Source organism: Rhodococcus sp. 320_ES (assembly GCF_059691855.1).
Map to the genome: position 1 here is coordinate 380,001 of NZ_JCAWAG010000005.1, position 22,342 is coordinate 402,342.

A 22,342-nucleotide genomic window follows, 5' to 3' on the forward strand; every position below is an offset into this window, starting at 1 on the left:
GTATGAGAAAGGCTTTGGACGGCGCTGTGCTGATGTCACTGGGCGCCGCCGGCCTGTTCAACGGAACCGCCCTGGTGTCGGACCCGTCCGGGCGGACCCTGGGACTGCGTGTGGACATGTTGCCCGCGTGGCACACCTGGGACTATCGCTGGGCGGGACTCTTCGTTCTGGTTGCCCTGGGGATTGCGCCGCTCGTGTGCGGCGCCGCCATCCTCGTCGATTTTCCGAACACCACCCGTCCGGTGGTCGGAATCGGTGTCCTGACGGTCGGTTGGGTTCTCTGGCAGATCATCGTCCTCGAAGTGCACGCACCGACCGTTCAGGTAGTCCTCACGGCGGCCGGGGTGTTTCTGATCGTGCACCCACACCTCGGATCTCGACGGGTCGCGCGTCGCGTCTAGCAACCCAGCGCGGTGCCCAGATCCTCCAGGCTGTCGACCACGACGTTCCACGGCCCGTCGGCTTCCAGGTCGGTCGTCTGCTCCGGACCGTGCTCGGTGGGCCTGCGCACGAACGCCGTCTCGAACCCGCACTGCTGCGCGGCCAGCAGGTCCGAGTTGTGGGCGGCCACCATCAGACACTCTGCGGGCGCGAGTCCCAGAATGTCGGCCGTCCGGAGGTACGCGTCGGGCGTCGGTTTGTAGGCGCGCGCGACCTCCGCGCCCAGCACCGCGTCCCACGGAATCCCCGCCGCCTTGGCCATGTTCAGCAGCAACGACACGTTGCCGTTCGACAGCGGCGCCACGATCATGGACGACTTCATCCTCGTGATCCCGGCAATGGAGTCGGGCCAGGCGGGCAGGTCGTGCCAGGACGCGTTCAGGGCATCGATTGCGTCGTCCGGCGCGGTGATCCGATGACTGTGCAGGACCTCGACGAGGTTCTCCCGGTGCAGGACGTCCAGGCGAACGAAGTCGCGGCGGCCCTCACGGACCTCCCGCATCGACGGGTCGTACCGCGATCTCCACTCGTCGGCGAACGCGAACGGATCGACGCCCGTATGACCGTGGGCGCCCATCCATTCGTCGACGTGGCGCGCGATGCCGCTACGCCAGTCGACGACCGTGCCGAAGACGTCGAACAGAGCCGCCCGGAGCGTCACTTCAGTTCGGCGAGAACGGTTCCCTGTGTGATGGCGGCACCGGGCTCGACCGAGAGTCCGGTGACGACACCGGCCTTGTGAGCATTGACGGGGTTCTCCATCTTCATCGCCTCGAGGACGGCGATCAGGTCACCCTCGGCAACTTCCTGGCCCTCGGTGACGGCAACCTTGACGACGGTTCCCTGCATGGGAGCGGTAACCGCGTCTCCGGAGGCTGCTGCGCCGCCGGCGGCTCCACGCTTGCGCGACTTCGGCTTGCGACGAACGGCGCCGTCCGAGGCGGGTGCGGACCCGACGGAGAACTGTCCGGGCAGCGACACCTCGACGCGTCGGCCACCGACCTCGACGACCACGCTCTGGCGAGGAAGGGCGTCGTCCTCCTCGATGGGGGCGCCACCGGTGAAGGGGGGAACCTGGTTGTCCCACTCGGTTTCGATCCACCGGGTGTGCACGGAGAAGCCCTCGTCGTTGCCGATGAAGGCGGGGTCCGACACCACGGCGCGGTGGAACGGGATGACCGTCGCGAGTCCCTGGACGTCGAACTCGGCCAGCGCACGGCGCGAGCGGGCGAGAGCTTCTTCGCGAGTGGCGCCGGTGACGATCAGCTTCGCCAGCATGGAGTCGAACTGACCACCGATGACGCTGCCCGACTCGACACCGGAGTCCACGCGCACACCCGGACCCGACGGGGCCGAGTAGGAGGTGACGGGGCCGGGCGCCGGGAGGAAGCCGCGGCCGGCGTCCTCACCGTTGATGCGGAACTCGAAGGAGTGTCCGCGCGGTGTGGGATCTTCCTTGATGGACAGCTCTTCGCCGTTGGCGATGCGGAACTGCTGCAGCACGAGGTCGATGCCGGAGGTCTCCTCGGTGACGGGGTGCTCGACCTGAAGGCGGGTGTTGACCTCGAGGAACGACACCAGTCCGTCCTGGCCCACGAGGTACTCCACGGTGCCGGCGCCGTAGTACCCGGCTTCGCGGCAAATCGCCTTGGCCGACGAGTGGATCTGCTCGCGCTGCTCGTCGGTGAGGAACGGCGCGGGAGCTTCTTCGACGAGCTTCTGGAAGCGACGCTGCAGCGAGCAGTCGCGCGTTCCGGCGACGACGACGTTGCCGTGCTGGTCGGCGATGACCTGAGCTTCGACGTGGCGGGGCTTGTCGAGGTAGCGCTCGACGAAGCACTCGCCGCGACCGAACGCCGCGACCGCTTCGCGGGTGGCGGAGTCGAACAGCTCGGGAATCTCTTCGCGGGTGCGCGCGACCTTCATGCCTCGTCCGCCGCCGCCGAACGCCGCCTTGATGGCGATGGGCAGTCCGTGCTCGTCGGCGAACGCGAGGATCTCGTCGGCGTCCTTGACCGGCTCCGAGGTGCCGGGCACCGACGGGGCCTTCGCGCGGGTCGCGATGTGGCGGGCGGTGACCTTGTCACCGAGGTCGCGGATCGACTGGGGCGACGGTCCGATCCAGATCAGACCGGCGTCGATGACGGCCTGTGCGAAGTCCGCGTTCTCGGAGAGGAATCCGTAGCCCGGGTGCACCGCGTCGGCGCCGGATTTGGCGGCGGCGTCGATCAGTTTGTCGATGGCCAGGTAGGACTCCGCGGAGGTCTGACCACCGAGCGCAAATGCTTCTTCTGCCAGTCGAACGTGGGGGGCATCGGCATCGGGCTCGGCGTACACGGCGACGCTCTTGAGGCCTGCATCGGCTGCAGCCCTGATCACGCGTACTGCGATTTCACCGCGGTTCGCTACGAGAACTTTGGTGATGTGCGCGCTGGCATGACTGGGCAACGGTGCCTCCTGTGACGACGTGGACGGATCCGCGTGACTGCGCGCGGACTGACAACTACTCGTTTCGGAGTGTAGGTGGTGAAAGTCGGCGCCCCGACAGGGGATCGCCGATGACGCGCGTGAAAACCGAGCTACCGACCGGTAACGAACGCGCCGTCGGGAAAGCGATCGACCGCGGCGGCCCGGCCACTCGCGGCGACGACCTTCAGCACGCTGCGCAATGCGCCGACGAAGGTATGCACCGCACTGCTGGCCTGCTCGGTACTCGGGAACCGCACCGCGACGTTCAGGCCCTGCGGCGTCCGGTTCAGCCATACGTAGACGTCGTGGTCGTACTTGCGGCTGCGCAGGGCCCGCGCGTTGATGGACGGCCACCGGTCGGCGTGAGGTGCGAACCGCACGTCCATGAACGAGACGACGAATTCGGGGTCGGACGTCACGCCGAGCCGGTCCAGCACGACGTCGAGCGGGATCCGGCCCACGTCCTTGACGCGCGCCACCTCCGATTGGGCTCGCTCTATGACGTCACCGAACGTGTCCGACTCGTCGACGTCGAACGCGAGCGGGCTGACTCCGACGAACCACCCGAGCGAGGCGGCCCACGACGGGTCGTATCGCGTGTGCACCGGAGTCACCGTGGCGAAACGAGTGGTGCCCGACGACTGCAGAGCCGCCATGGCCATGGCCGCCATCAGCCCGGCGAAGAGGCCCTGACCCATCTTTCGGCAGGCGATCGAGAACGCGTCGGCTTCGCGGGTGTCGAGAATCCACGCCGACAACCCACCCTGCGGTGCAACTCGACCGGCGGGCTCGCCGATGTCGCCGGGGAAGGGTGGGAACCGGCCCCCGCACCGGTCGAAGAAGCGCGCCCACTCGGTGATGGCGACGTGATCGTTGCCGACATCGGCGATCGCAGCGCGCTCGGCCACGCCGAAGTCAAGGTAACTGCGGGTGCCGAACAGGCCGGCGGGCTCACCGGTGCGAGCTTCGTCGTAGAGCATGGTGAGCTCGTGGGCGATGAGCACCACGGACAGTCCGTCGATGATCGAGTGGTCGGCGGCGAAGAAGACGGTGAAGGTCTCCGTCTCGGAGGCCGGCTCGAGAGTCACGAACGCGTAGGAGGGCCAGGCCAGGGGAGAGGTGTACTCGTCGAACAGGTGCTGCAGGTGCTCGAAGACCTCGTCGGAGCGCGTGGTGGTGTCCTGTTCGATCACCCAGATGTCGGTTGCTCCGACCGGAGCGGTGACCCGGGACAGTACACCGGTGTCCGGGTCGATCGACGCGTTGGTGCGCATGCCCTCGTGACGATCGATCCACGCCAGGACGGCTGATCGGAACGCCTTCTTGTTCAGCGGCGCCGGGCATTCGAACGCGGTGCCGAGCCACGACTCACGTCCCGCAGTCGGGTTGGCGAGCGTCCTGCGCAGGTGCGCTTCGTGAACGTGCGACGTGGGACGCGGATCGTCCTGCCAGCCGGCCGTCTCGGGCGTCGACGCGTGCGGACCCACGCTCGGAATCCACTCGGTGATGGTCCCGGCGGGTATGGGGTAGTCGGCCAGTTCGGTGAATTCCACGCGGCGCCGACCTTTCGCATCCGTTCGGTGAAACCCGAATGCTAGTCGCTGCGGCGTATGTCTGCACAAAGCCGCGCGGAGCCCGTCAGGCGCGCAGGTGCATCTTGACCCGGCTCAACATCGCCGACATGCCGCGCAGGCGCAGCGGGCTCACCGATTGGGCCAGGCCGAGCTCGGTGTAGAAGTCGTCCGGCACACCCAGTATTTCCTGGGCCGAGTGCCCGTCCAGACCCTGCTGCAGGATCGAGGCGAATCCGCGTGTCGTCGGCGCCTCCGCCGGGGCGCTGAAGTGCAACCGAACGTGATCGCGATCGGACGCGTCCACCGCCAGAAACAGAGGGGACTGGCACTCCGGAACCGGCTCCATCGCCGCTTCGGTGAGTTCGGGAGGCAGCTCGGGCAATTCCTTGCTGAACTCGAGCAGCATGGTGATCTTGTCCTGCCCCTCCACGGCCGCGAAGTCGTCGACGATCTCTGCCAGGGCTGCGGGGAGCCCGCTCATACGGTGCCCGGCTCCGCACCCGTGGCGATCGGCGTCCGCACCGCGTTGCCCCACTCGGTCCACGAGCCGTCGTAGTTGCGCACGTTGTCGTACCCGAGCAGATGAGTCAGGACGAACCACGTGTGCGACGACCGTTCGCCGATGCGGCAGTACGCGATGACCTCGCTGTCGCAGGCCACGTCGGCGTAGACCTCGCGGAGCTCGTCCGCGGACTTGAAGCGGCCGTCCGGCGCAGCGGCCTTCGCCCACGGAATGGACACGGCCGACGGGATGTGTCCGCCGCGCAGCGCGCCTTCGTCCGGGTAGTCGGGCATGTGGGTGCGTTCGCCGGTGTACTCGGCGGGCGAGCGTACGTCGACGAGCGGGCCGTTGCCGAGGTGGGCGAGCACGTCGTCCTTGAAGGCGCGGATGGCTGCGTCGTTACGCTCGACGACCGGGTAGTCCGACGCACTTGTTTCGGGCACGTCGAGGGTGGTCTCACGGTTCTCGGCCAGCCACGCGTCACGACCTCCGTCGAGCAGTCGCACGTCCTCGTGACCGAAGAGCGTGAACACCCAGAGCGCGTACGCCGCCCACCAGTTGCTCTTGTCGCCGTAGATCACGACGGTGTCGGTACGCGCAATTCCCTTGCGATTCATCAGATCTGCGAACGCGGCGCCGTCGATGTAGTCGCGGGTGACCGGATCGTTGAGGTCGAGGTGCCAGTCGATCTTCACCGCTCCGGGGATGTGCCCGACGTCGTAGAGGAGGACGTCCTCGTCGGATTCGACGACGCGAAGGCCGGTCGAGCCGATGTTGGCGGAGAGCCACTCCGTGGTGACCAGTCGCTCGGGGTGGGCGTAGGAGGAGAAAGCGGGATTGGCATCTGGCGCGACGGGCACGGTCGACTCCTGAGCAGTGCGGGCATGACGTGAAGTCGAGCCTACCGGGGTGAGTTGGCGGACCACAGGTCGGCGACCGTGACGCCCACCCCGACGAGCAGACGGCGCAGAAGTGGAAGTCCGATACCGATGACCGACGACGGATCGCCGTCTATCCGGTCGACGAACCAGCCGCCGAGACCGTCCAGAGTGAACGCGCCCGCCACCTTCAGCGGCTCACCGGACGCGAGGTACGCCTCGAGGTCGTCCGGCGACGGAGTGCCGAAGGTGACCGTGGTGGACGAATGAGAGCCGGCACGATCGGTGACGACTCCGTCGTCGACGCGGACGACGGCGTGCCCGGTGAGCAGTCGTCCCGAGCCACCCGCCATCTGCGACCAGCGAGTGCGGGCGGTGTCGACGTCTGCCGGTTTGCCGACAAGGTCGCCGCCGATCGACAGCATGGAATCGCACCCGATCACGACCGCGGAGGTGAAGTCGACTGCGCCGGAAGAGGAAAGAATGTCGTCGATCAGGGACTCGGCGACCACCGCAGCCTTGGCCTCGGCCAAAGCGGTGACGGTCTCTTCGTGTGTCGCGTGCTCGCCCAGCGACGCGGCCACGGCGTCTTCGTCGACGCCGGACACTCGGACGTACGGATCGACTCCGGCGGCGCGAAGAACGGCCAGTCGCGCGGGCGATTGGGACGCCAGCACCAGACGTGTCACCGGTCCACCAGACGTGTCACAGGAAGGCCCCGGTCAGGGTGCGCCGACCCCGAATGCGAAGGGAGTGAACGGCATTCCGCTGCGGAGCTGGTTGGCGGGGAGGCCCCACAGATCGCGGGGACAGGAGTCCGGCACGGCCCGGCTCGACGCGGAACGGGCGGCCACGATCACGGCGACCAGGGCTGCGATCTCGTCGTCGGTGGGCGACCCGGAGACGATGGTGATGTCGTCACCTGTCGTTTTCGAGCGATCCTCGACTGCAGTCACAACCCACCTCTGCCTTCTGAACACGTCTGTCTGTTTCGCTCCGACTTTAGTGCACGACGGACGCCGCCGGTTCCGGGGCCGAAGCCTCCGCGAGCACGGCGGACGTTTCCGCGAGGAACCGCGAGACCGTGTCGTGGGCCGTCGAGGTGTCGGGAAAGCGGCTGCGGATCGCCACACCGTCGTCCGTGCGGGAGATCCAGAACTGCGCGTCGTCGGCGACTGTGACGTTCGAGATGTGCCGCGCGCCGAGACGGCGGTGGTCCTCGTTGCCGGGCAGTCGTCGGTAGTCCACGTACGACACCATGAAGATGTCCTTGCGGGCCCGTTCGAGTCCGCCCATGGTCTCGATGACCTGGGGCAGGGGGACGGACCCGAGGGTGAGAGCGTGCCGGAGTGCAGGTCCGGTGGTTCGGACGGTGTCGACGAACTCGTCGGCGGTGACCACGTCGAGCGGAGCGTTCGTGGTGAACCAGCCGACGGCGGATTGCCATCTCTCGTCGGTTCGGGTGTGCAGGGGAAACAGCAGCGACAGGCAGCGTCCACCACCGAGGCGCCGGACGGCATGCGCCATGGCGGACAGAACGCCGGCGTAGAGGCTGGCGCCGTTGGAGCGGCAGAACTCCTCGAACTGCCGAGTCTCCTCCGACCCCAGAAGTCGACTCAGATCGACTGCCTGTGGGTGGGTGGCGCCGTCCGCGACACCGAGATCGAGCGGGAACGGCGGCGGGGTGTTCGCGTGCGTCTCGAAGAACGACAGCCACGACCGCATGCGCGGATCGTCGGGGTCGACGACGTCGGCCGTCCACTCTTCGGCGCAGTAATCGACGAAGTCTCCCGCGGTCGGTGCGTCGAACGTGCCGTCCCCGAGGCAGAAGCGGTAGAGCCGATGCAGATCGTGCACGATCAGCGACACCGAATACGCATCGATGTATGCATGATCGAAACCGCACACGACCGTGGACCGATCCGCTCGATCGAGAGCCGCCCACAGGTAGGCAGGTGTGGCGAACGGGTGGCACTCCCGGTTGAGCGCCGCCCACACCACCTCACGCGTCCGCGCCGGTGTCGACGTCCGGATGGGCTCCCGACGATCCAGCGTGATCGACTCGGGTGCGAAGAGCAATCGCCGCACACCGCCGTCGGCAGCGCGTTCGAACGCGCTGCGCAGCGAGCCGTGCCGGGCGGTCAGCAGGGTGAAGGCGCGGGTGAGCGCGTCCTCGTCCACGTGGCCGTGAACGTCGAATGTCGCGGCGAGCCAGGTGCTTCCACCGTCGGTGTCGTCGAGGTGGCACAGCTGATTGAAGGACGGCGGCACCGGCGAGACGTCCGGACCGGGACCGCTCGTGCCGATAGTCCACCGCAGAAACCGCCCGGGGTCGAGGTCGACTTGGTCAATCGTGGTGACCTGCACGGGCGCCCTTCGTGTTGTTCGGATCGGTGAGCACGTAGTCGCCGTCGCGAGCGACGGCGGTGAACACCGCGGCGAGGTGACGGTGATAGCGCTCGATGTTCTCGCGCGCCACAGCCGTGTCGGGGGTCTGCGAGCCCAGATACAGGTGACGGTGGTCCCGATTGATCCACATCGACGCGTTCGCCGTGCGTCCCTCACCGGTGAAGAGCACGGCGCGATCGTCCGTCGGCGACCCCGCGCCGGGGAAACGTCGGAAGTCGATGTAGGAGAGCAGGTTCGGGCTGGACGCGACGTCGGGGCCGGCCACGCCGGACGCGATCAACGTCCCCAGTACGGCGTGGACGGGTTCGTTCGCGATGGCCTTGGCGCGCGCGTAGCCCTCCTGAGCGACGGCGACCAGCTCGGTGAACGTCCGGGAACCGGTCACGTCGAAGGCCACGGGTGCGAAGTTGCAGAACCACCCCTGAGAGACGGCGAAATCGCGTCCGCGGGTGCTGAGTACCGTGATGCCGAAATAGTCCCGCACACCGGCGAGTTCGTAGTCCGTGATCGCGATCGCCGCGAAAATGCCGCCGTTGGTGCGCGCTCCGCAGTCGTGGCAGATCTTGGCAAAGGCGTCGGCGTCCGTCGCGTCGAGCAGGTCGAGCTCGACCGGACGAACCGGAGCCGTCTCGCCCGGTGCCAGCCCGAGGTCGAGCGGAAAGCGCGGCATGGCGCCGCCGCGCTCGGACAGGATCCGCGTCCACTCGGCGACGGCGGGAGAGTCGGAAGAGACGGCCGCGGCCGCGTGTTGCTCACGCCGCACGTACTCGAGGAAGCTCTGCGAGATCTCGGCCGTGTCCGCCGCCTCCGTGCCCTCCGTCTCGGATAGGTACAGGTCGACCAGTTCCCAGATCACCAGGATTTGTGAGGCGCCGTCGGAAAATCCGTGATCGACCCCGTAATACAGGGTGAAGCTCCCGGGGCGGCGGACGGCGCCCACGCAGAAGCCGGGCCAGCCGATCGGTGTCGCCTCACGTCCGAAGCGGGCGTCGACGTAGCTCCTGAACTCGGCGTCGTCGTCGACAGACCCGACGTCCGTCGCCTCGAATTCGACGGCAGCAGTGTCGATCAGGTGACGTGTCACCGTGGCCCCGTCCACCGAGAACGTCGTGAGTAGACCTTCGTGTCGGCGGACGTAGCGTTGCAGCGTGCGGGTGAGCGCGGCCTCGTCGAGGTCGGCGTCCACCTCGGTGGATGCACCGAGGTACGCCCGATGCCGTTCTCCCGCCTCGTGTTTGGCGTGGTACGACCGAATGTGCCCGTCCTGGAGAAACGACGGGGGAGTCTCGTCGACGGGCGCGGCGTCGGCGAGTTCGCGGGCGCGCGCCGTCGGATGCCATTCGACCAGGACACCCGGCGCGGGTCTCCAGTTGTTCATCGCGGTGATGATCATCGGTCCGCCATCACGGTGCTGCGCACGGTCGACGCCAATGTCGCGACGAATCGGTGAACGTTGCGCGAGGCCGTCTCGTTGCTGGGAAACCGTGCGGAGACGTTCAGTCCCAACGGCGTCCGGAGGATCCAGAAATAGACTTCGTCGGCCGACGTGGCAGCACCTCGTAGTGTGCGTGCGCGCCAGCCGGCCCACCGGTCCGAGTCCGGCGTGTGACGCAGGTCGAGATAGGACACGACGAACCGCGGTGTGTCGGTGACGCCGAGGATGTCGGCGATCTTCGAGTAGGGCAGTCGCGCCAGGCCTTTGACGTCCTCGACTGCCGACGTCGCCGCCGGCAGGCACTGCGTGAGAGACGCGTCCGGGTCGATGGTCACCTCGATGGGGACCACGCCCACGTACCAGCCCACGGACTGGGCGTAGCGCGGCTCGTACCTGGTGTGCATCGGCATGACGAATTTCAGGGTGTCGTCGTCGGTGAGGCGCCGTCCCGTCATCGCCAGTGCCGCAAGGATACCGGACTGCATGCCGTGACCGTGTGACCGGCACGTGCGCGCGAACGCGTCCGTCTGGTCGGAGGTGAGCAACCACGACGACAGGCTGCTCTGGTGCGAGGATGTGCTCGCGGAGCGGTCGGCGATCACGGGCAAGGGAAACGCGGGGAAAGTCGGCGCGGCGGGTGCGGCCGAGCGTAGAAAGGTCGACCATGTCTCGACTGCGGGGTGGTCGTTCGTGACCGAGTCGCCGAGATGCCTGTCGACGGCGCTGAAGTCGACGTGGCTGCCGATCTCCGCGAGACGGGGATCGGTTCCGTGGCGCTCGAACTCGTAGAGCCGGCGAAGTTCGCTGACCGCCAGCAGCATCGAGTACGCGTCCATGACGGAGTGGTCGGCCGCGAAGATCAGAAGAAACCGGTCGTGCTCGGGATCGTGGACCGTGGTGACGAGGCAGTGGGGCCACCGGAAGGGCGAGAGCCTGGATCCGAAGTATCGGACGAGATGATCGTGTATCGCCGTGCCGGAACGAATGTCGCCGTCGGTGTGCGATTCGATGTCCACTCGCTCGCTCGGCACCGTGAGCCGTGTCAGCTCACCGCCCTCCTGCGCGGCGACAGTCGATCGGAACGTTTCGTGGCGGACGGTCCACGCGCGCAGGGCGCGGCGCACGGCGTCGGGGTCGTAGCCCGACTGGATTTCGAAGGCGGCACCGATCCAGGCTGCCTCGGAGTTCGGGTCGGCACTCGCCGCCATGCTGTGACGGCAGTGGGCCTCGTGGGTGTACGCCAGCGGTCGCTCGTCTTCGCTCCATGCGCCCCGTGCGGTGGGCGTCCACTCGGTGAGAATGCCCGCCGGCAAGGGATAGTCGGCCAACTCCGTGAATTCCATGCTCGATGTACGTCCCTTTCCCTCCGGGCCACATCGGTGTGGGTGCTCTGCTTCGCTCCGGTAACGGTAGGGCACAAACAATAAGTGATCAAAGTCGGTACTTCATTTCGAAGCTCGGTGTTCTGAATCACTTTCGACGTAATTGACAGATATTCGCGACTGTGTAGCCAAACCAATTCGTAAAAGCTTCAACAACGTGCGGGTTACGTTTGTGTTTTCAGTAGATGTCACAACAAACCAGGTGCTGGGCAGACGCGAATCACCGGGTGAACGGCGACAGTTGGACCGACGTCGCGTACGTGGCAATGTCCACATCGGTGCAGTCAAAATCAGTGCGCTGCAACAGTTCACGACCGAAATCGACATCGGTATCGTGTGCCCGATTGCCGAAACCGACCGTCCGGGTGGTGGCCGGCCTCACTGTGACCGCCGCGGGTGAGCACTGTCTCGCAGGCCCACATCACGATACCGGCGCCGACCCCGTATAAAGGATGTTCACCGCGATTCGATTCGGAGAATACGATTGTGGCAACCACGATTGCGGCACCACACTGTGAATGGGCCGTCGAGACCAGGGGACTGACCAAACAATTCGGTAATTTCCGCGCTGTGGACGGCGTCGACCTCAGGGTTCCCGCCGGCACCGTCTGCGCCGTCCTCGGTCCGAACGGCGCGGGGAAGACCACACTGGTCCGGATGCTCGCCACTCTCGTGCGACCCGACGCAGGCAGTGCGAAGATCTTCGGCCACGATGTCGTGCGAGACGCCACGGCGGTACGCGGTTCGATCGGCGTCACCGGTCAGTACGCGTCCGTCGACGAGGACCTGACCGCCACCGAGAATCTGACCGTGTTCGGCCGATTGCTCGGACTCTCCCGCGCCTCGGCCAAGCACCGTGCCGCAGAGTTGCTCGTGGAGTTCGACCTCACCGAAGCGAGTGGTAGAGCGCTGAAACACTTTTCGGGTGGAATGCGTCGCCGACTCGACCTGGCGGCCAGTCTGATCACGAATCCGCCTCTGCTGTTTCTCGACGAACCGACGACGGGTCTCGATCCGCGGACCCGAGCACGAATGTGGTCGACGGTCGAGTCGCTCGTCGCCGGCGGTACCACCGTCCTTCTCACCACCCAGTATCTGGACGAGGCGGATCAGCTGGCCGACAGGATCGTGGTGGTCGACAAGGGACGCGTGGTGGCCGACGGCACTGCCGACGATCTCAAGTCCGCCGTCGGCAACTCCACTCTCGTTCTTGCGCTGGCCGATTCGGAGTCGGCCGCGCGCGGCGCCTCCATCGTGGAGCGGTTCACGGGCTCGAGGGTCGAGATCGCCTCCGATGGAAGCTCGCTCCGATCCCCGGTCGTGGACATGGCGGCAGTGCCGGAGATGCTGGTCGCGCTGCGCGCGGCCGATGTCGGTGTCGCCGAGATCGCCGTACAGAAGCCGACTCTCGACGAGGTGTTCTTCGCCATCACCGATCGACCGGACGTACCGCCCGAGGAGGGTGCAGCATGACCGTCGTTCGGCAACCCAGCGACATCGGGCGCGCCGTGACCACCACGCAGCCCGTGTACCGAGTGTCCGTGCGCTCGGCGGCGGCGCAGGCGAGCACGATGGCCTACCGAGGGCTGCTGAAGTTCAAGCACAACCCGCAGCAGTTGTTCGACGTTCTGGTCCTGCCAGTGGTCTTCACGGTCATGTTCGCCGGGATCTTCGGCGGAGCCATCGCGGGCAACGTCGAGTCGTACCTGCCGACGCTGATCCCGGGTGTCCTCGTGCAGGTCGCACTGGCAGCGTCGGTGACCACCGGTGTGCAGCTGCGCGAAGACATGAACAAGGGTGTGTTCGACCGGTTTCGGTCGTTGCCGATTGCCCGCATCGCCCCGCTCGCAGGCTCCCTCCTCGCCGACGTGGTGCGGTACGCCGTCGCGGCGGTCATCACGATCGCGGTGGGGATGGCGCTGGGATACCGACCGGGCAGCGTCGTGGGCGTCGCCGCCGCCTGCGTCCTGACCATCGTGTGCGCTTTCGCCCTGAGCTGGATATTCGCGTTGATGGGCGTCCTGATGAGCAAGGCGTCGACGGTGCAGGGTGTCTCGATGCTGGTGCTGATGCCGCTGACGTTCATGTCGAACGCCCTCGTACCCGTCGACACCATGCCGCAGTGGATGCAGGCGTTCGCCGCCGTCAACCCGGTGTCGCACCTTGTTTCCGCCGTGCGCCAGCTTGCAAACGACGGTCAATTCGGGGTGCAGATCCTGTGGTCCCTGCTCGGCGCGTTCGCCGTGTTCGCCGTCGCCGCCCCGACTGCACTGCGCGTGTACATGCGCCGCGCGTGATCAGGGCATCACACGATCCTCGTTCGGGCGGAGCAGGTTTCGGGCGGCGAAGCGGCCGGAGTCCTTGTCGTAGGCGCGGATCACCAGCAGGCGTGCTGCGTGCAACATCGTCACCGACGGCAGGTACACCAGCGCGGCTCCTGCCGCCAACGCGTACCGGCGATGCAGCAGAAGCGTTCTGGGCAGGCAGCTCATGTATGTCACGAACGAGGGGAGCGAGGATTCCATCCGCCGGGCGGACACTCCGACCGTGATGTGCGGCAGGAACGCATTGCGTCCACCTGCCTCCTGAACGCACAGGCCGGTGTCCACGTCCTCGAAGACGTCTCGTCGCATACTGACCTTGTCGGAGATCGCCGCCCAGGTGTCCCGGCGCAGAATCATGTTGGAGCCGTACAGAACCGGGACATCCCGTACGCCCTGGTCGCCGACCTTCTTGCGTGCGAACGGGTTGATGCGTTCCTTGATGCGAGCGACGGCGTCACCGTACGGCAGGTCGTATGCTTCGCCGCGCCCGCACACTGCGGCCCAGCGTGTGTCGACGTCCGCATCCAGGAACTCGGTGATCGAGCGTGCCCAGCCTTCCGGGACACGGGTGTCCGAGTCGATCCGAGCGATCGCGTCGCCCATTGCCGCGTCGAGACCGGCGTTACGCGCGAACACGAGTCCCTGCTCGGACTCGTTGATCAAGGTCACCTCTGGGAACCGATCCGCGAACGACGCCACGATGGACGGCGTGCAATCCGTGGAGTTGTTGTCCACCACGATGATCTCGGCGATGTGATCGAGTTGCCGAGTCAGACGGTCGAGGCACTCACCGATGCTGTCCGCCTCGTTGTACGCCGGAACGACGACGGACAGGTACCTCGCACTCATCGGTTCTCCTTCGATCGTGTGACGGATTCGATCAGGTTCGCGGCAGTATCCGCGGCGTCGGTTGCCGGTGTCAGGCGGCGGCGCAACGACGCAGCGGCCTCGGCGCGGTCGCCGCGGAGAACGTCGAGCAGCGCTGCCGTCAGCGTCTTCTCGGTGATCGCGCGGACCGGAAGTGCCCTGCCGACACCGAGTTCGGTGATCTGCCGGCCCCACATCGGTTGATCGGCGCCGAACCAGCAGACGAGTGTCGGCAACCCCGCGCGCAATCCGGCCGCCGTGGATCCGGCGCCGCCGTGGTGCACCGCTGCCGCACACCGAGGCAGGATGCGCGCGTGGTCGACCGACGACATCACGTACAGGTTGCTGCCGTGATCGCTCCGTGGGCGCATGAAGTTGCTCCACCCGGACGTCACCAACACGCGCCGACCTGTCGCCTCGGCGGCTGCGACGATGGCGGCTTCGATTCTGTCCGAATTCGGAACGGTCATGCTCCCGAAGCCGATGTACACGGGCGGCGGTCCGGCGTCGAGCCACCTTTCGAGTGCGTGGTCGGTACCGGTGTCAGGGCGGTCGAGGCGACTGCGGGTGGCGTCGGTGAGGTCGAGAAACCCGACCAGGGGCCGCGCCGAGCCCCATTCGGAGCTCAGGCCGGGAAACACCGCACCGTCGTACGCCTGAATCTCGGGCGCGCCCCGTCGCGCGATGCGCGCCGCGGCGGTAGCGGTGGCCGCCGGCAGGCCCAGATCGGCACGCAGTTCGTTCTCGACGCGGCGGGTTGCCTGCCACAGAATCTGTTCCAGCACGGTCCAACTCGCGCGTGTGATCGGCGCCGCAAGGCCGGACGCGACGGGCACCATGGACACGATGCCGTTTCTCCGGACCGGGCAGTAGTGAATCGGAACGTAGGGGATTCGGTGGCTCTCGGCGACGTTGAGGGCGCGTTCCTGTCCGACGCTGGACCCCACGATCACGTCCGCATCCGAGGTCAGGTCCATCAGGGTCCGCTGCGTCGAGCGGCCGCCGCGGAGCGTCAGTTCCGAGACGGCCCTCAACCGCCGACGGGGGTTGGACGATTTGAGGTCCCGCGAGACGAGTTCGGAACGGAGTATGTCGTCCGTGCTGTCTCCGCACGGGTGTGCCGACACGCCGGCGTCGGTGACGAACCGAACGAGGTTGGGCGGGACGGCCATTGCCACCTCGTGCCCACGACCGAGCAGCGTCGCAGCGAGAGCGACACCGGGCTGCACGTCACCGCGACTGCCACCGAACGACAGAACGAACTTCACTCGGATCACCCTCCCCTCCAGCGACGATGATGCCCCATGCTCGCAGATCGTGTTGTGCCGCAAAGATTTGCGGCACAGTGTCGTGGTGCGTCACATAGACATCGGCAATTGTGAGAATGGTCTCGTCCCGCCGCGCCGGACGCGGCGATAGGGTCGTAGTTTGCCCGAGCAAGTACACCGACCGCAGTGTCGGTATCCGACGGGAGCATCGTTGAACATCGTATTCACCGTCAGCGGAACTCGTGGCGACGTTCAACCGGCAGTCGTGCTCGGTGCGCACCTGCAGCGCCGGGGGCACGACGTGACGATGGGGGTTCCGCCCAATCTCGAATCGTTCTCCGCGGAGGCCGGACTGAAGACGCGGCCCTTCGGGTACGACACCCGCGCGCACATGAACTCCGACCTGGTTCGCCACGGAACTCGTACCGGCTCGCTGCGGCAGCGGGCGGCGGCGGTGGCCGAGCTGTGGAACTACGGCTGGGACGGCATGGTCGAGGACACGCTCGAGCTGACCGACGGGGCCGACGTGGTGGTGACAGGTGTGACCACGGAGCAGATCGCCCTGTCGGTCGCAGAACACCGCGGAGCGGCCTTCGCGACACTGCAACATGCCCCGATCCGCCGAAACAGCCTCGTCTCCCCATTGCCCGGCGCACCCGGTTCACTGCCCTCGTGGGCCACGTCGGCGACGTGGTCCGCCTACGACGGCCTGCTGTGGGCGCTGACCGCACACCGGGAGAATGCTCTGCGTCGTCGACTGGGTCTGGCGACGGTGCGGTCGGGCGTACCGCCGCGAGTCGAATCCGCCGGAGGTATCGAGATCCAGGCGTACGACCCCTCGCTGTGCCCGGAACTTCAGGCCGAGTGGGCGGACCATCGCCCCTTCGTCGGATTCCTCGATCTCGACGCCGAGACCCGCGCGTCCATCGGAGAAGACGTCGAACTGGACCACGACACGTCGTCGTGGATCGCGCAGGGCCCACCGCCGGTCTACTTCGGATTCGGGTCGATGCCCGTACCCGACCCCGCGGAGCTGGTCTCGACCATCGCGAGCGCGTGCGCCGCCGTGGGCGAGAGGGCACTGATTTCCATGGGCTGGAACGACTTCGGTGAGTCCGTCCGGCACGACGGTCCGGTGCGGATCGTCGGCGCGGTGAATCACGATCGGCTGTTCCCGCAGTGTCGCGCCGTCGTGCACCACGGGGGAGCGGGCTCCACCGCGGCCGGTCTGCGCGCGGGAAAACCGACTCTGGTGTGTTGGGTGTCCTCGGACCAACCCTTCTGGGGCAGTCGGCTGACACGGCTGGGTGTGGGCGCGTCGACGTCGCTGCGCGCGATGACGGTCGACACCTTGACGGACGGCCTGCGCACGGTGCTGTCCCCCGAGACAGGCGCTGCGGCAGCCGCGTTCGCCGGATCGATGGTCGATCCGGGTGCTGCGGCCGCGCACGCTGCGGACCTCGTCGAGTCGCTGGCGGTGCGCCGGTGACCACCCGCAGGCTCCAGGACCAAGACTTCACCTACTGGTTTCTGAAGGAGGCGTTCGGGTGGTCGGTCGTTCTCCAACTGGCGTGGTCGTTCGAGACCGCACCCGACAGGGACGCGGTCGAGCGCATGAACGACGCTCTGGCCGACGGCGCACTGAATCGGAGGATCGTGCGGCCCGCGATCCCGCTGGCGCGACCGCGATGGGCGCGGTCGGTGCTGAGGCCGTCGCTGACAATCGACGACGACGCCATCGACCCCGCCGCCGGACACGACTGGGCTGCACACGATCTGGCGACCACGGACCTCGACGCCGAATTCGGCACCGCATGGAAACTGCGCGGTGTGGAGACCACCAGCGGCGGATTCGTTCTCTCGCTCACCTGTCTGCACCTGGTGGCCGACGGGCAGTCGCTGGTGTCCGCGGCGCAGGAGGCGATGTCCGCCGTTCGACCCGCAGACGATCGTTCGGACCTGCGTCCTCCCACTGTCGCAGGCGATGTCGTGGACGCGGCGGCACAGATCGTGGGAGCGGTCGCCGGTGTGGCACGAGCGGTCGCCACCGCGGCGACGTCCGTGGTCGAGCGCCGCGGCGGGGCGTCCACACCGCCGCCGCCGGTTCCGGCGCGATCGCCCATGTCCGACCGGGCCCCGACCGCCACGGGCTCTCGGGCGGTGGTGCGTGTCGATAGCGCCGACTGGAAACGTGCAGCCGAAGAGCATGGCGGGACCAGCAATTCGCTGTTCGTCGCGGTCGTGGCCGGCGCGCTGTGGGCGTCGGGCTACGCCCCCGATCTCTCCGCGGTCAAGGTCGGCATTCCGATGAGCCTGCGCGGTGACGGGGACGATCGAGCGAACGCCACCGGCGGTGTATCGGTGGTCCTGCCCGAGCGGGTCCGCCCCGGGACCGACCTGACCGAGATCAGGCGTCTGTGCAAGGAAGCGTTCACGGCTCTCTCACAGGGTCGGCGTCCGGCCATGATTCATCTCCAGCGGCTTCTGCAGGTGCTACCTCTGTCGGTGGTGACGTCGATCGTGATGTCCGGTGAATCCGGCATGCCCGACGTGATGGTCTCCAACCTCGGCACCGTCGACGCGTCGGCGCTGACCCTCGGGGGCACCCGCGCCGAGTTCGTCTCCTTTCGGGGGATGGCGCAGGGTGTCGATCCCGCGGGGCCGCAGCGTTTCGGAGAGGGTCTGCAGTCGTGGTTGCTCGAGGCCGATGGCACCGTCACGTTCGCCGTGCTCGCGTTCGACGAGGAGCACGTGCCCGACGCGGCACGCTTGCGTGGACTCTTGTCCGCGGAGTTGACCGGGTGGAACGTGCCGCACCGCTTCTGGTGAGCGGGTGGGTTCGTAAAGAGGAGGAGTGTTCTCGATGAATCGTGTTGCAGGAGCGGACGAGTCGTACGCTCTCGCGGAGCGGCTGTTTGGCTGGACTGCCCCGATCCAGTACATGTGGATCTATCCGCGTCATCCGGGTGACGCTGTGGTCGAGGCGTTCAACGACCAACTTGCCGCGGGCGCTCTGAACCGAAAGGTCATGCCCTCGCGAGTCCCCGTGGCGCGGGACCGCTGGGTCCGTGTGGAGACGGTGCCCGCCGTCTACTCCGAGGCCGAACCGATCGACGACGCGGCGGTGGGTGCGTGGGTGGATCACCGGCTGCGCGAGGCCGATCTCGATCCCATCGCCGGACGAGGATGGAAGCTCGAACACGCGACCACGGAGTCCGGACGATTCGTGCTCGCGCTGTTGGTGTCGCACATGGTCGCCGACGGCCAGGCGGTGTACAACGCGCTCGCCCGAGCGCACGAGGGGACGCCGACCAACTCGCTGCCTGCCCCGGACGAGCTCACGGGGTCGGCGAGACTGCGAGGCGACGTCGCCGACGCGGTCGGTCAGATCGGCGCCGCAGCCAACGCCGTACGCATCCTGGCCAGACCTCTCTGGGAGGGACGAAAGGCCAAGGGTAAGGGGCCTGCTCGTGAGCACGACGCCGAATCCACGGCGCCGCGGCAGCACGGGCCGGGACCGGACACCACCCTCGCGATCGTCGATCTGGACAAGGCGGAGTGGGTGGCGCGCGCGGCCGAACACGGGGGGACGGCGAACAGTCTGTTCACCGCTCTGCTCGGCGGACTTCTGCGGCGATCCGGATACCCGATGGGACCGCAGGGCACCAAGATCTGTATCGCGGTGAGCAATCGCAGCGACGGAGACGAGCGCGCCAATGCATCGGGCGGAGTGTGGATTCGCGTCCCCGGCGAGATCGGCCCCGAGGCCGGGTTGCAGGAAATCCGGGCGCTCAGCAAGAAGGCGTTCTCCGACTACGCGGACTCGGACGACACCGTCGCGGACAACCTGCAGACCGTCGCGCGGCTGCTGCCCGACGCCCTGCTGGGCGGCATGATGCGGTCGATCGCCGGGCCCGACGTGACGGTGTCCAACCTCGGCGCAGCGCCGGACAGCGCGCTGCGGCTCGGTGACCTCACCGCCGAGTCGTTCGGCATCCGGGCGATCATGCAGGGTCGAGACGCCGCCGACCGCCGCACCCAGGGACCCGCGATCGCCGCATGGGCCGTCGAGTACGGCGACAAGGTCACCGTCACGTTCTTCGGAATCTCACCGGACTGGTTCGGCGACACCGACGTGCTCCGCAAATCGATCAGCGCCGAACTCGCCGAATGGTCGCTCTCCCATACCTTCTGGTGAGATCCGACCTTCTCGACGCTACAGCGGGATGTTGCCGTGCTTCTTCGGAGGCAGAGTCACCAGCTTGCGCTCGAGCAGCCGCAGAGCGGAGACGATCTGGCCGCGGGTGTGGCTCGGCGGGATGACCGCGTCGACGTAACCGCGCTCGGCAGCGACGTACGGGTTCACCAAGGTGTCCTCGTACTCGTTCTGCAGCTCGATGCGCAGTGCGTCGACGTCCTCGCCGGCCGCGGCGGCATCGGCGAGACGCTTGCGGTAGACGAAGCCCACGGCGCCGGACGCACCCATCACGGCAATCTGAGCCGTCGGCCACGCCAGGTTGACGTCGGCGCCCATGTGCTTGGACCCCATGACGTCGTACGCACCGCCGTACGCCTTGCGGGTGATGACGGTGATCTTGCCGACCGTTGCCTCGCCGTACGCGAACAGCAACTTCGCGCCGCGGCGGATGATGCCGTCGAACTCCTGTCCGGTGCCGGGCAGGAATCCGGGAACGTCGACGAAGGTCAGGATCGGAACGTTGAAGCAGTCGCACGTGCGGACGAACCGGGCGGCCTTCTCGGAAGCGGCGATGTCGAGCGTGCCGGCGAACGACATCGGCTGATTGGCCACGATGCCGACACTGCGACCGTCGACCCGGCCGAAGCCGACGATGATGTTGCGCGCGCGGCCTTCCTGAACCTCGAGGAACTCGCCGTCGTCGAGGATGCGGGTGATCACCTCGTGCATGTCATACGGGGTGTTCGGTGAGTCCGGGATGAGGGTGTCGAGCTCGAGGTCGTCGGCCGTGAGACTGTCGGCGATCGCGCCGTCGATCGGGTCCGTCGGGGCCAGGCGCGGCGCGGCGGCCTGGTTGTTCGACGGCAGGTAGGACAGCAGGTCGCGAACGTAGTCGAGTGCGTCCTGCTCCCCGGACGCCACGTAGTGCGCGACACCGGACTTCTCCATGTGCGTCTGCGCGCCACCGAGTTCTTCCATGGTGACGTTCTCGCCGGTGACGGTCTTGATGACGTCGGGGCCGGTCACGAACATCTGCGACGTGCCGTCGACCATGACGACGAAGTCCGTCAACGCGGGGGAGTAGACGTGACCACCCGCGGCGGGTCCCATGATGAGCGAGATCTGCGGCACGACACCGGACATGCGAACGTTGCGGTGGAAGATCTCGCCGTACAGACCGAGCGAGACGACACCTTCCTGGATGCGGGCGCCGGCGCCTTCGTTGATGCCGATCAGTGGGCGTCCGGTCTTGAGTGCGAGGTCCATGACCTTGACGATCTTCTCGCCGTAGATCTCGCCGAGGCTGCCGCCGAACACGGTGGCGTCCTGCGAGAACACGCACACGTCGCGGCCGTCGACCGTTCCGTACCCGGTGACGACTCCGTCGCCGAACGGGCGGTTCTCGGCGAGGCCGAAGTTGACGCTGCGGTGCCGGGCCAGGGCGTCGAGTTCGACGAACGAGCCCTCGTCCAGGAGCGCGGTGATGCGCTCGCGGGCGGTCAGTTTGCCCTTGGCGTGCACCTTGTCGACCGCTGCCTCACCCATCGGCAACTCGGCCTGTGCGCGCCGCGCCGCCAACTCGGCGAGCTTGCCCGCCGTGGTGTGGATATCCGGCGCCGCGGCGCCCTCGGTCTGCTCGGCTACCGATTCCTGTGCGGACGCATCCTGAACACTCGTCATAGCACTGCACCTTACGATGACGGTGTCCGGTGGGTCACACCGACCTGGGCGAGCGCGGGGTCTCTAAGCTCGGCCGGATGTGGGAGAACCTGGACCGTCCGCCCCTCGACGCCAAGACTCTGCAGAGGGCCCTGGTGCACGGACCGCAGGGATCCTGGGCGCGGGTCGACGTCGTCGCTCGTACCGGGTCGACCAACGCGGATCTGCTCGCCGCGGCCGCCGACCTCCCGGATCGCAGTGCCGTGGTGGCCGACTTCCAGGACAGCGCGCGGGGCCGTCATCTACGCCCGTGGTCCGCTCCCGCGGGGTCGCAGCTGGCGGTGTCGGCTCTGCTGCGTTTCCCTGGTATCGATCCCGCACTGCTCGGGTGGCTGCCGCTGCTCACCGGAGTGGCCGTGGTGGACGTGCTGCGATCGGTGGCCGAGGTGGAAGCCGAGCTGAAGTGGCCGAACGACGTGTTGATCGGTGGGCGCAAGGTGGCCGGCATCCTCGCGGAAGTCGCACCGGGCGGTTCCGCCCCCACGGTGGTGGTCGGTATCGGCCTGAACGTGTCGATGACGGCCGCGGAACTACCCGTGCCGACCGCGACGTCGCTGGCCATCGAGAACGCGGCCGTGCTCGATCGTGACACGCTGGTGCGGTCGTTGCTGCGCACTCTGGGCTCGGCAGTGGACGCCTGGCGTGACGCAGGGTGGGACACCACGTCCCTCGCGGAGCCCTACCGCGCCCGGTGCGGCACGCTCGGACGCCGCGTGCGAGTCGTCATGCCCGGTGACAACGAGCTGATCGGAACCGCGACCGACGTCGACGAGGACGGGCGCATCGTGGTCCGGCCCGACGGAGCCGGTTCCGCGCCCGTCGCCGTGTCGGCCGGAGACGTCACCCACCTGCGCACCGTCGTCTGACTACTATCTC

20 protein-coding genes are annotated in these 22,342 nt (G+C 67.4%); 7 read left to right on the top strand and 13 right to left on the bottom strand.

The features are described 5' to 3' along the window. Positions 1 to 2: 2 nt before the first annotated feature. Positions 3 to 401 carry a hypothetical protein gene (locus tag AC59JP_RS19475; protein ID WP_497327452.1) on the top strand — a complete coding sequence of 133 codons (399 nt, stop codon included), beginning with the start codon at positions 3 to 5 and terminating at the stop codon, positions 399 to 401. On the opposite strand, the gene AC59JP_RS19480 is transcribed toward AC59JP_RS19475, so the two are convergent. From AC59JP_RS19480 to AC59JP_RS19525, 10 genes are all read right to left on the bottom strand, one after another. Next, positions 398 to 1,102, bottom strand: a complete 705-nt coding sequence (locus tag AC59JP_RS19480) for a haloacid dehalogenase type II (RefSeq protein ID WP_497327453.1) — start codon at positions 1,100 to 1,102, stop codon at positions 398 to 400. The genes AC59JP_RS19475 and AC59JP_RS19480 overlap by 4 nt on opposite strands. After that, entirely contained in the window at positions 1,099 to 2,889 is a 1,791-nt protein-coding gene (locus tag AC59JP_RS19485) for an acetyl/propionyl/methylcrotonyl-CoA carboxylase subunit alpha (protein ID WP_497327454.1), read from the bottom strand. Before AC59JP_RS19485 ends, AC59JP_RS19480 begins: the two co-directional genes overlap by 4 nt. Before the next feature lie 131 nt (positions 2,890 to 3,020). Beyond that, positions 3,021 to 4,463 (bottom strand): condensation domain-containing protein, encoded by a 1,443-nt coding sequence (locus AC59JP_RS19490; RefSeq protein ID WP_497327455.1) that lies wholly within the window; start codon positions 4,461 to 4,463, stop codon positions 3,021 to 3,023. Positions 4,464 to 4,548: 85 nt separating this feature from the next. Beyond that, on the bottom strand, positions 4,549 to 4,965 hold the full coding sequence (locus AC59JP_RS19495) for a SufE family protein (RefSeq protein ID WP_497327456.1): 417 nt from the start codon (positions 4,963 to 4,965) through the stop codon (positions 4,549 to 4,551). After that, a complete protein-coding gene (locus tag AC59JP_RS19500; protein ID WP_497327457.1) occupies positions 4,962 to 5,846 on the bottom strand; it encodes a sulfurtransferase in 885 nt (294 codons plus the stop codon). Before AC59JP_RS19500 ends, AC59JP_RS19495 begins: the two co-directional genes overlap by 4 nt. Positions 5,847 to 5,887: 41 nt before the next feature. After that, the gene (locus AC59JP_RS19505) at positions 5,888 to 6,553 is read right to left on the bottom strand and encodes a Maf family protein (protein WP_497327458.1); all 666 of its coding nucleotides are present in this window, start codon (positions 6,551 to 6,553) and stop codon (positions 5,888 to 5,890) included. 33 nt (positions 6,554 to 6,586) lie between these two features. After that, positions 6,587 to 6,820, bottom strand: a complete 234-nt coding sequence (locus tag AC59JP_RS19510; protein ID WP_497327459.1) for an acyl-CoA carboxylase epsilon subunit — start codon at positions 6,818 to 6,820, stop codon at positions 6,587 to 6,589. A gap of 46 nt (positions 6,821 to 6,866) precedes the next feature. Continuing rightward, a complete protein-coding gene (locus AC59JP_RS19515) occupies positions 6,867 to 8,231 on the bottom strand; it encodes a condensation domain-containing protein (RefSeq protein WP_497327460.1) in 1,365 nt (454 codons plus the stop codon). Continuing rightward, a complete protein-coding gene (locus AC59JP_RS19520) occupies positions 8,212 to 9,666 on the bottom strand; it encodes a condensation domain-containing protein (protein ID WP_497327461.1) in 1,455 nt (484 codons plus the stop codon). Before AC59JP_RS19520 ends, AC59JP_RS19515 begins: the two co-directional genes overlap by 20 nt. After that, the gene (locus tag AC59JP_RS19525) at positions 9,663 to 11,051 is read right to left on the bottom strand and encodes a condensation domain-containing protein (protein ID WP_497327462.1); all 1,389 of its coding nucleotides are present in this window, start codon (positions 11,049 to 11,051) and stop codon (positions 9,663 to 9,665) included. The genes AC59JP_RS19520 and AC59JP_RS19525 overlap by 4 nt, the downstream gene beginning before the upstream one ends. 525 nt (positions 11,052 to 11,576) lie before the next feature. Between AC59JP_RS19525 and AC59JP_RS19530 the strand changes: the two genes are divergently transcribed. Then, positions 11,577 to 12,563, top strand: coding sequence for an ATP-binding cassette domain-containing protein (locus AC59JP_RS19530; RefSeq protein ID WP_497327463.1), 987 nt, complete (start codon positions 11,577 to 11,579; stop codon positions 12,561 to 12,563). Then, complete coding sequence (locus AC59JP_RS19535; RefSeq protein ID WP_497327464.1) at positions 12,560 to 13,387, top strand: ABC transporter permease; 828 nt, start codon at positions 12,560 to 12,562, stop codon at positions 13,385 to 13,387. The genes AC59JP_RS19530 and AC59JP_RS19535 overlap by 4 nt, the downstream gene beginning before the upstream one ends. On the opposite strand, the gene AC59JP_RS19540 is transcribed toward AC59JP_RS19535, so the two are convergent. Both AC59JP_RS19540 and AC59JP_RS19545 read right to left on the bottom strand, forming a co-directional pair. Next, complete coding sequence (locus AC59JP_RS19540) at positions 13,388 to 14,263, bottom strand: glycosyltransferase family 2 protein (RefSeq protein WP_497327465.1); 876 nt, start codon at positions 14,261 to 14,263, stop codon at positions 13,388 to 13,390. It lies immediately after the preceding gene. Beyond that, complete coding sequence (locus tag AC59JP_RS19545; protein WP_497327466.1) at positions 14,260 to 15,549, bottom strand: glycosyltransferase; 1,290 nt, start codon at positions 15,547 to 15,549, stop codon at positions 14,260 to 14,262. Before AC59JP_RS19545 ends, AC59JP_RS19540 begins: the two co-directional genes overlap by 4 nt. Positions 15,550 to 15,760: 211 nt before the next feature. Between AC59JP_RS19545 and AC59JP_RS19550 the strand changes: the two genes are divergently transcribed. The 3 genes from AC59JP_RS19550 to AC59JP_RS19560 are packed head-to-tail and all read left to right on the top strand — an operon-like array spanning position 15,761 to position 19,747. Further along, complete coding sequence (locus tag AC59JP_RS19550; protein ID WP_497327467.1) at positions 15,761 to 17,038, top strand: glycosyltransferase; 1,278 nt, start codon at positions 15,761 to 15,763, stop codon at positions 17,036 to 17,038. Beyond that, positions 17,035 to 18,378 carry a hypothetical protein gene (locus tag AC59JP_RS19555; protein WP_497327468.1) on the top strand — a complete coding sequence of 448 codons (1,344 nt, stop codon included), beginning with the start codon at positions 17,035 to 17,037 and terminating at the stop codon, positions 18,376 to 18,378. Before AC59JP_RS19550 ends, AC59JP_RS19555 begins: the two co-directional genes overlap by 4 nt. Before the next feature lie 34 nt (positions 18,379 to 18,412). Beyond that, on the top strand, positions 18,413 to 19,747 hold the full coding sequence (locus AC59JP_RS19560; RefSeq protein WP_497327469.1) for a hypothetical protein: 1,335 nt from the start codon (positions 18,413 to 18,415) through the stop codon (positions 19,745 to 19,747). An 18-nt stretch (positions 19,748 to 19,765) separates the two neighbouring features. Here the strand turns inward: AC59JP_RS19560 and AC59JP_RS19565 are convergent, their stop codons facing one another. Beyond that, a complete protein-coding gene (locus tag AC59JP_RS19565; protein ID WP_497327470.1) occupies positions 19,766 to 21,427 on the bottom strand; it encodes an acyl-CoA carboxylase subunit beta in 1,662 nt (553 codons plus the stop codon). Positions 21,428 to 21,504: 77 nt separating this feature from the next. Between AC59JP_RS19565 and AC59JP_RS19570 the strand changes: the two genes are divergently transcribed. Next, complete coding sequence (locus tag AC59JP_RS19570; RefSeq protein WP_497327664.1) at positions 21,505 to 22,332, top strand: biotin--[acetyl-CoA-carboxylase] ligase; 828 nt, start codon at positions 21,505 to 21,507, stop codon at positions 22,330 to 22,332. Positions 22,333 to 22,342 lie beyond the last annotated feature (10 nt).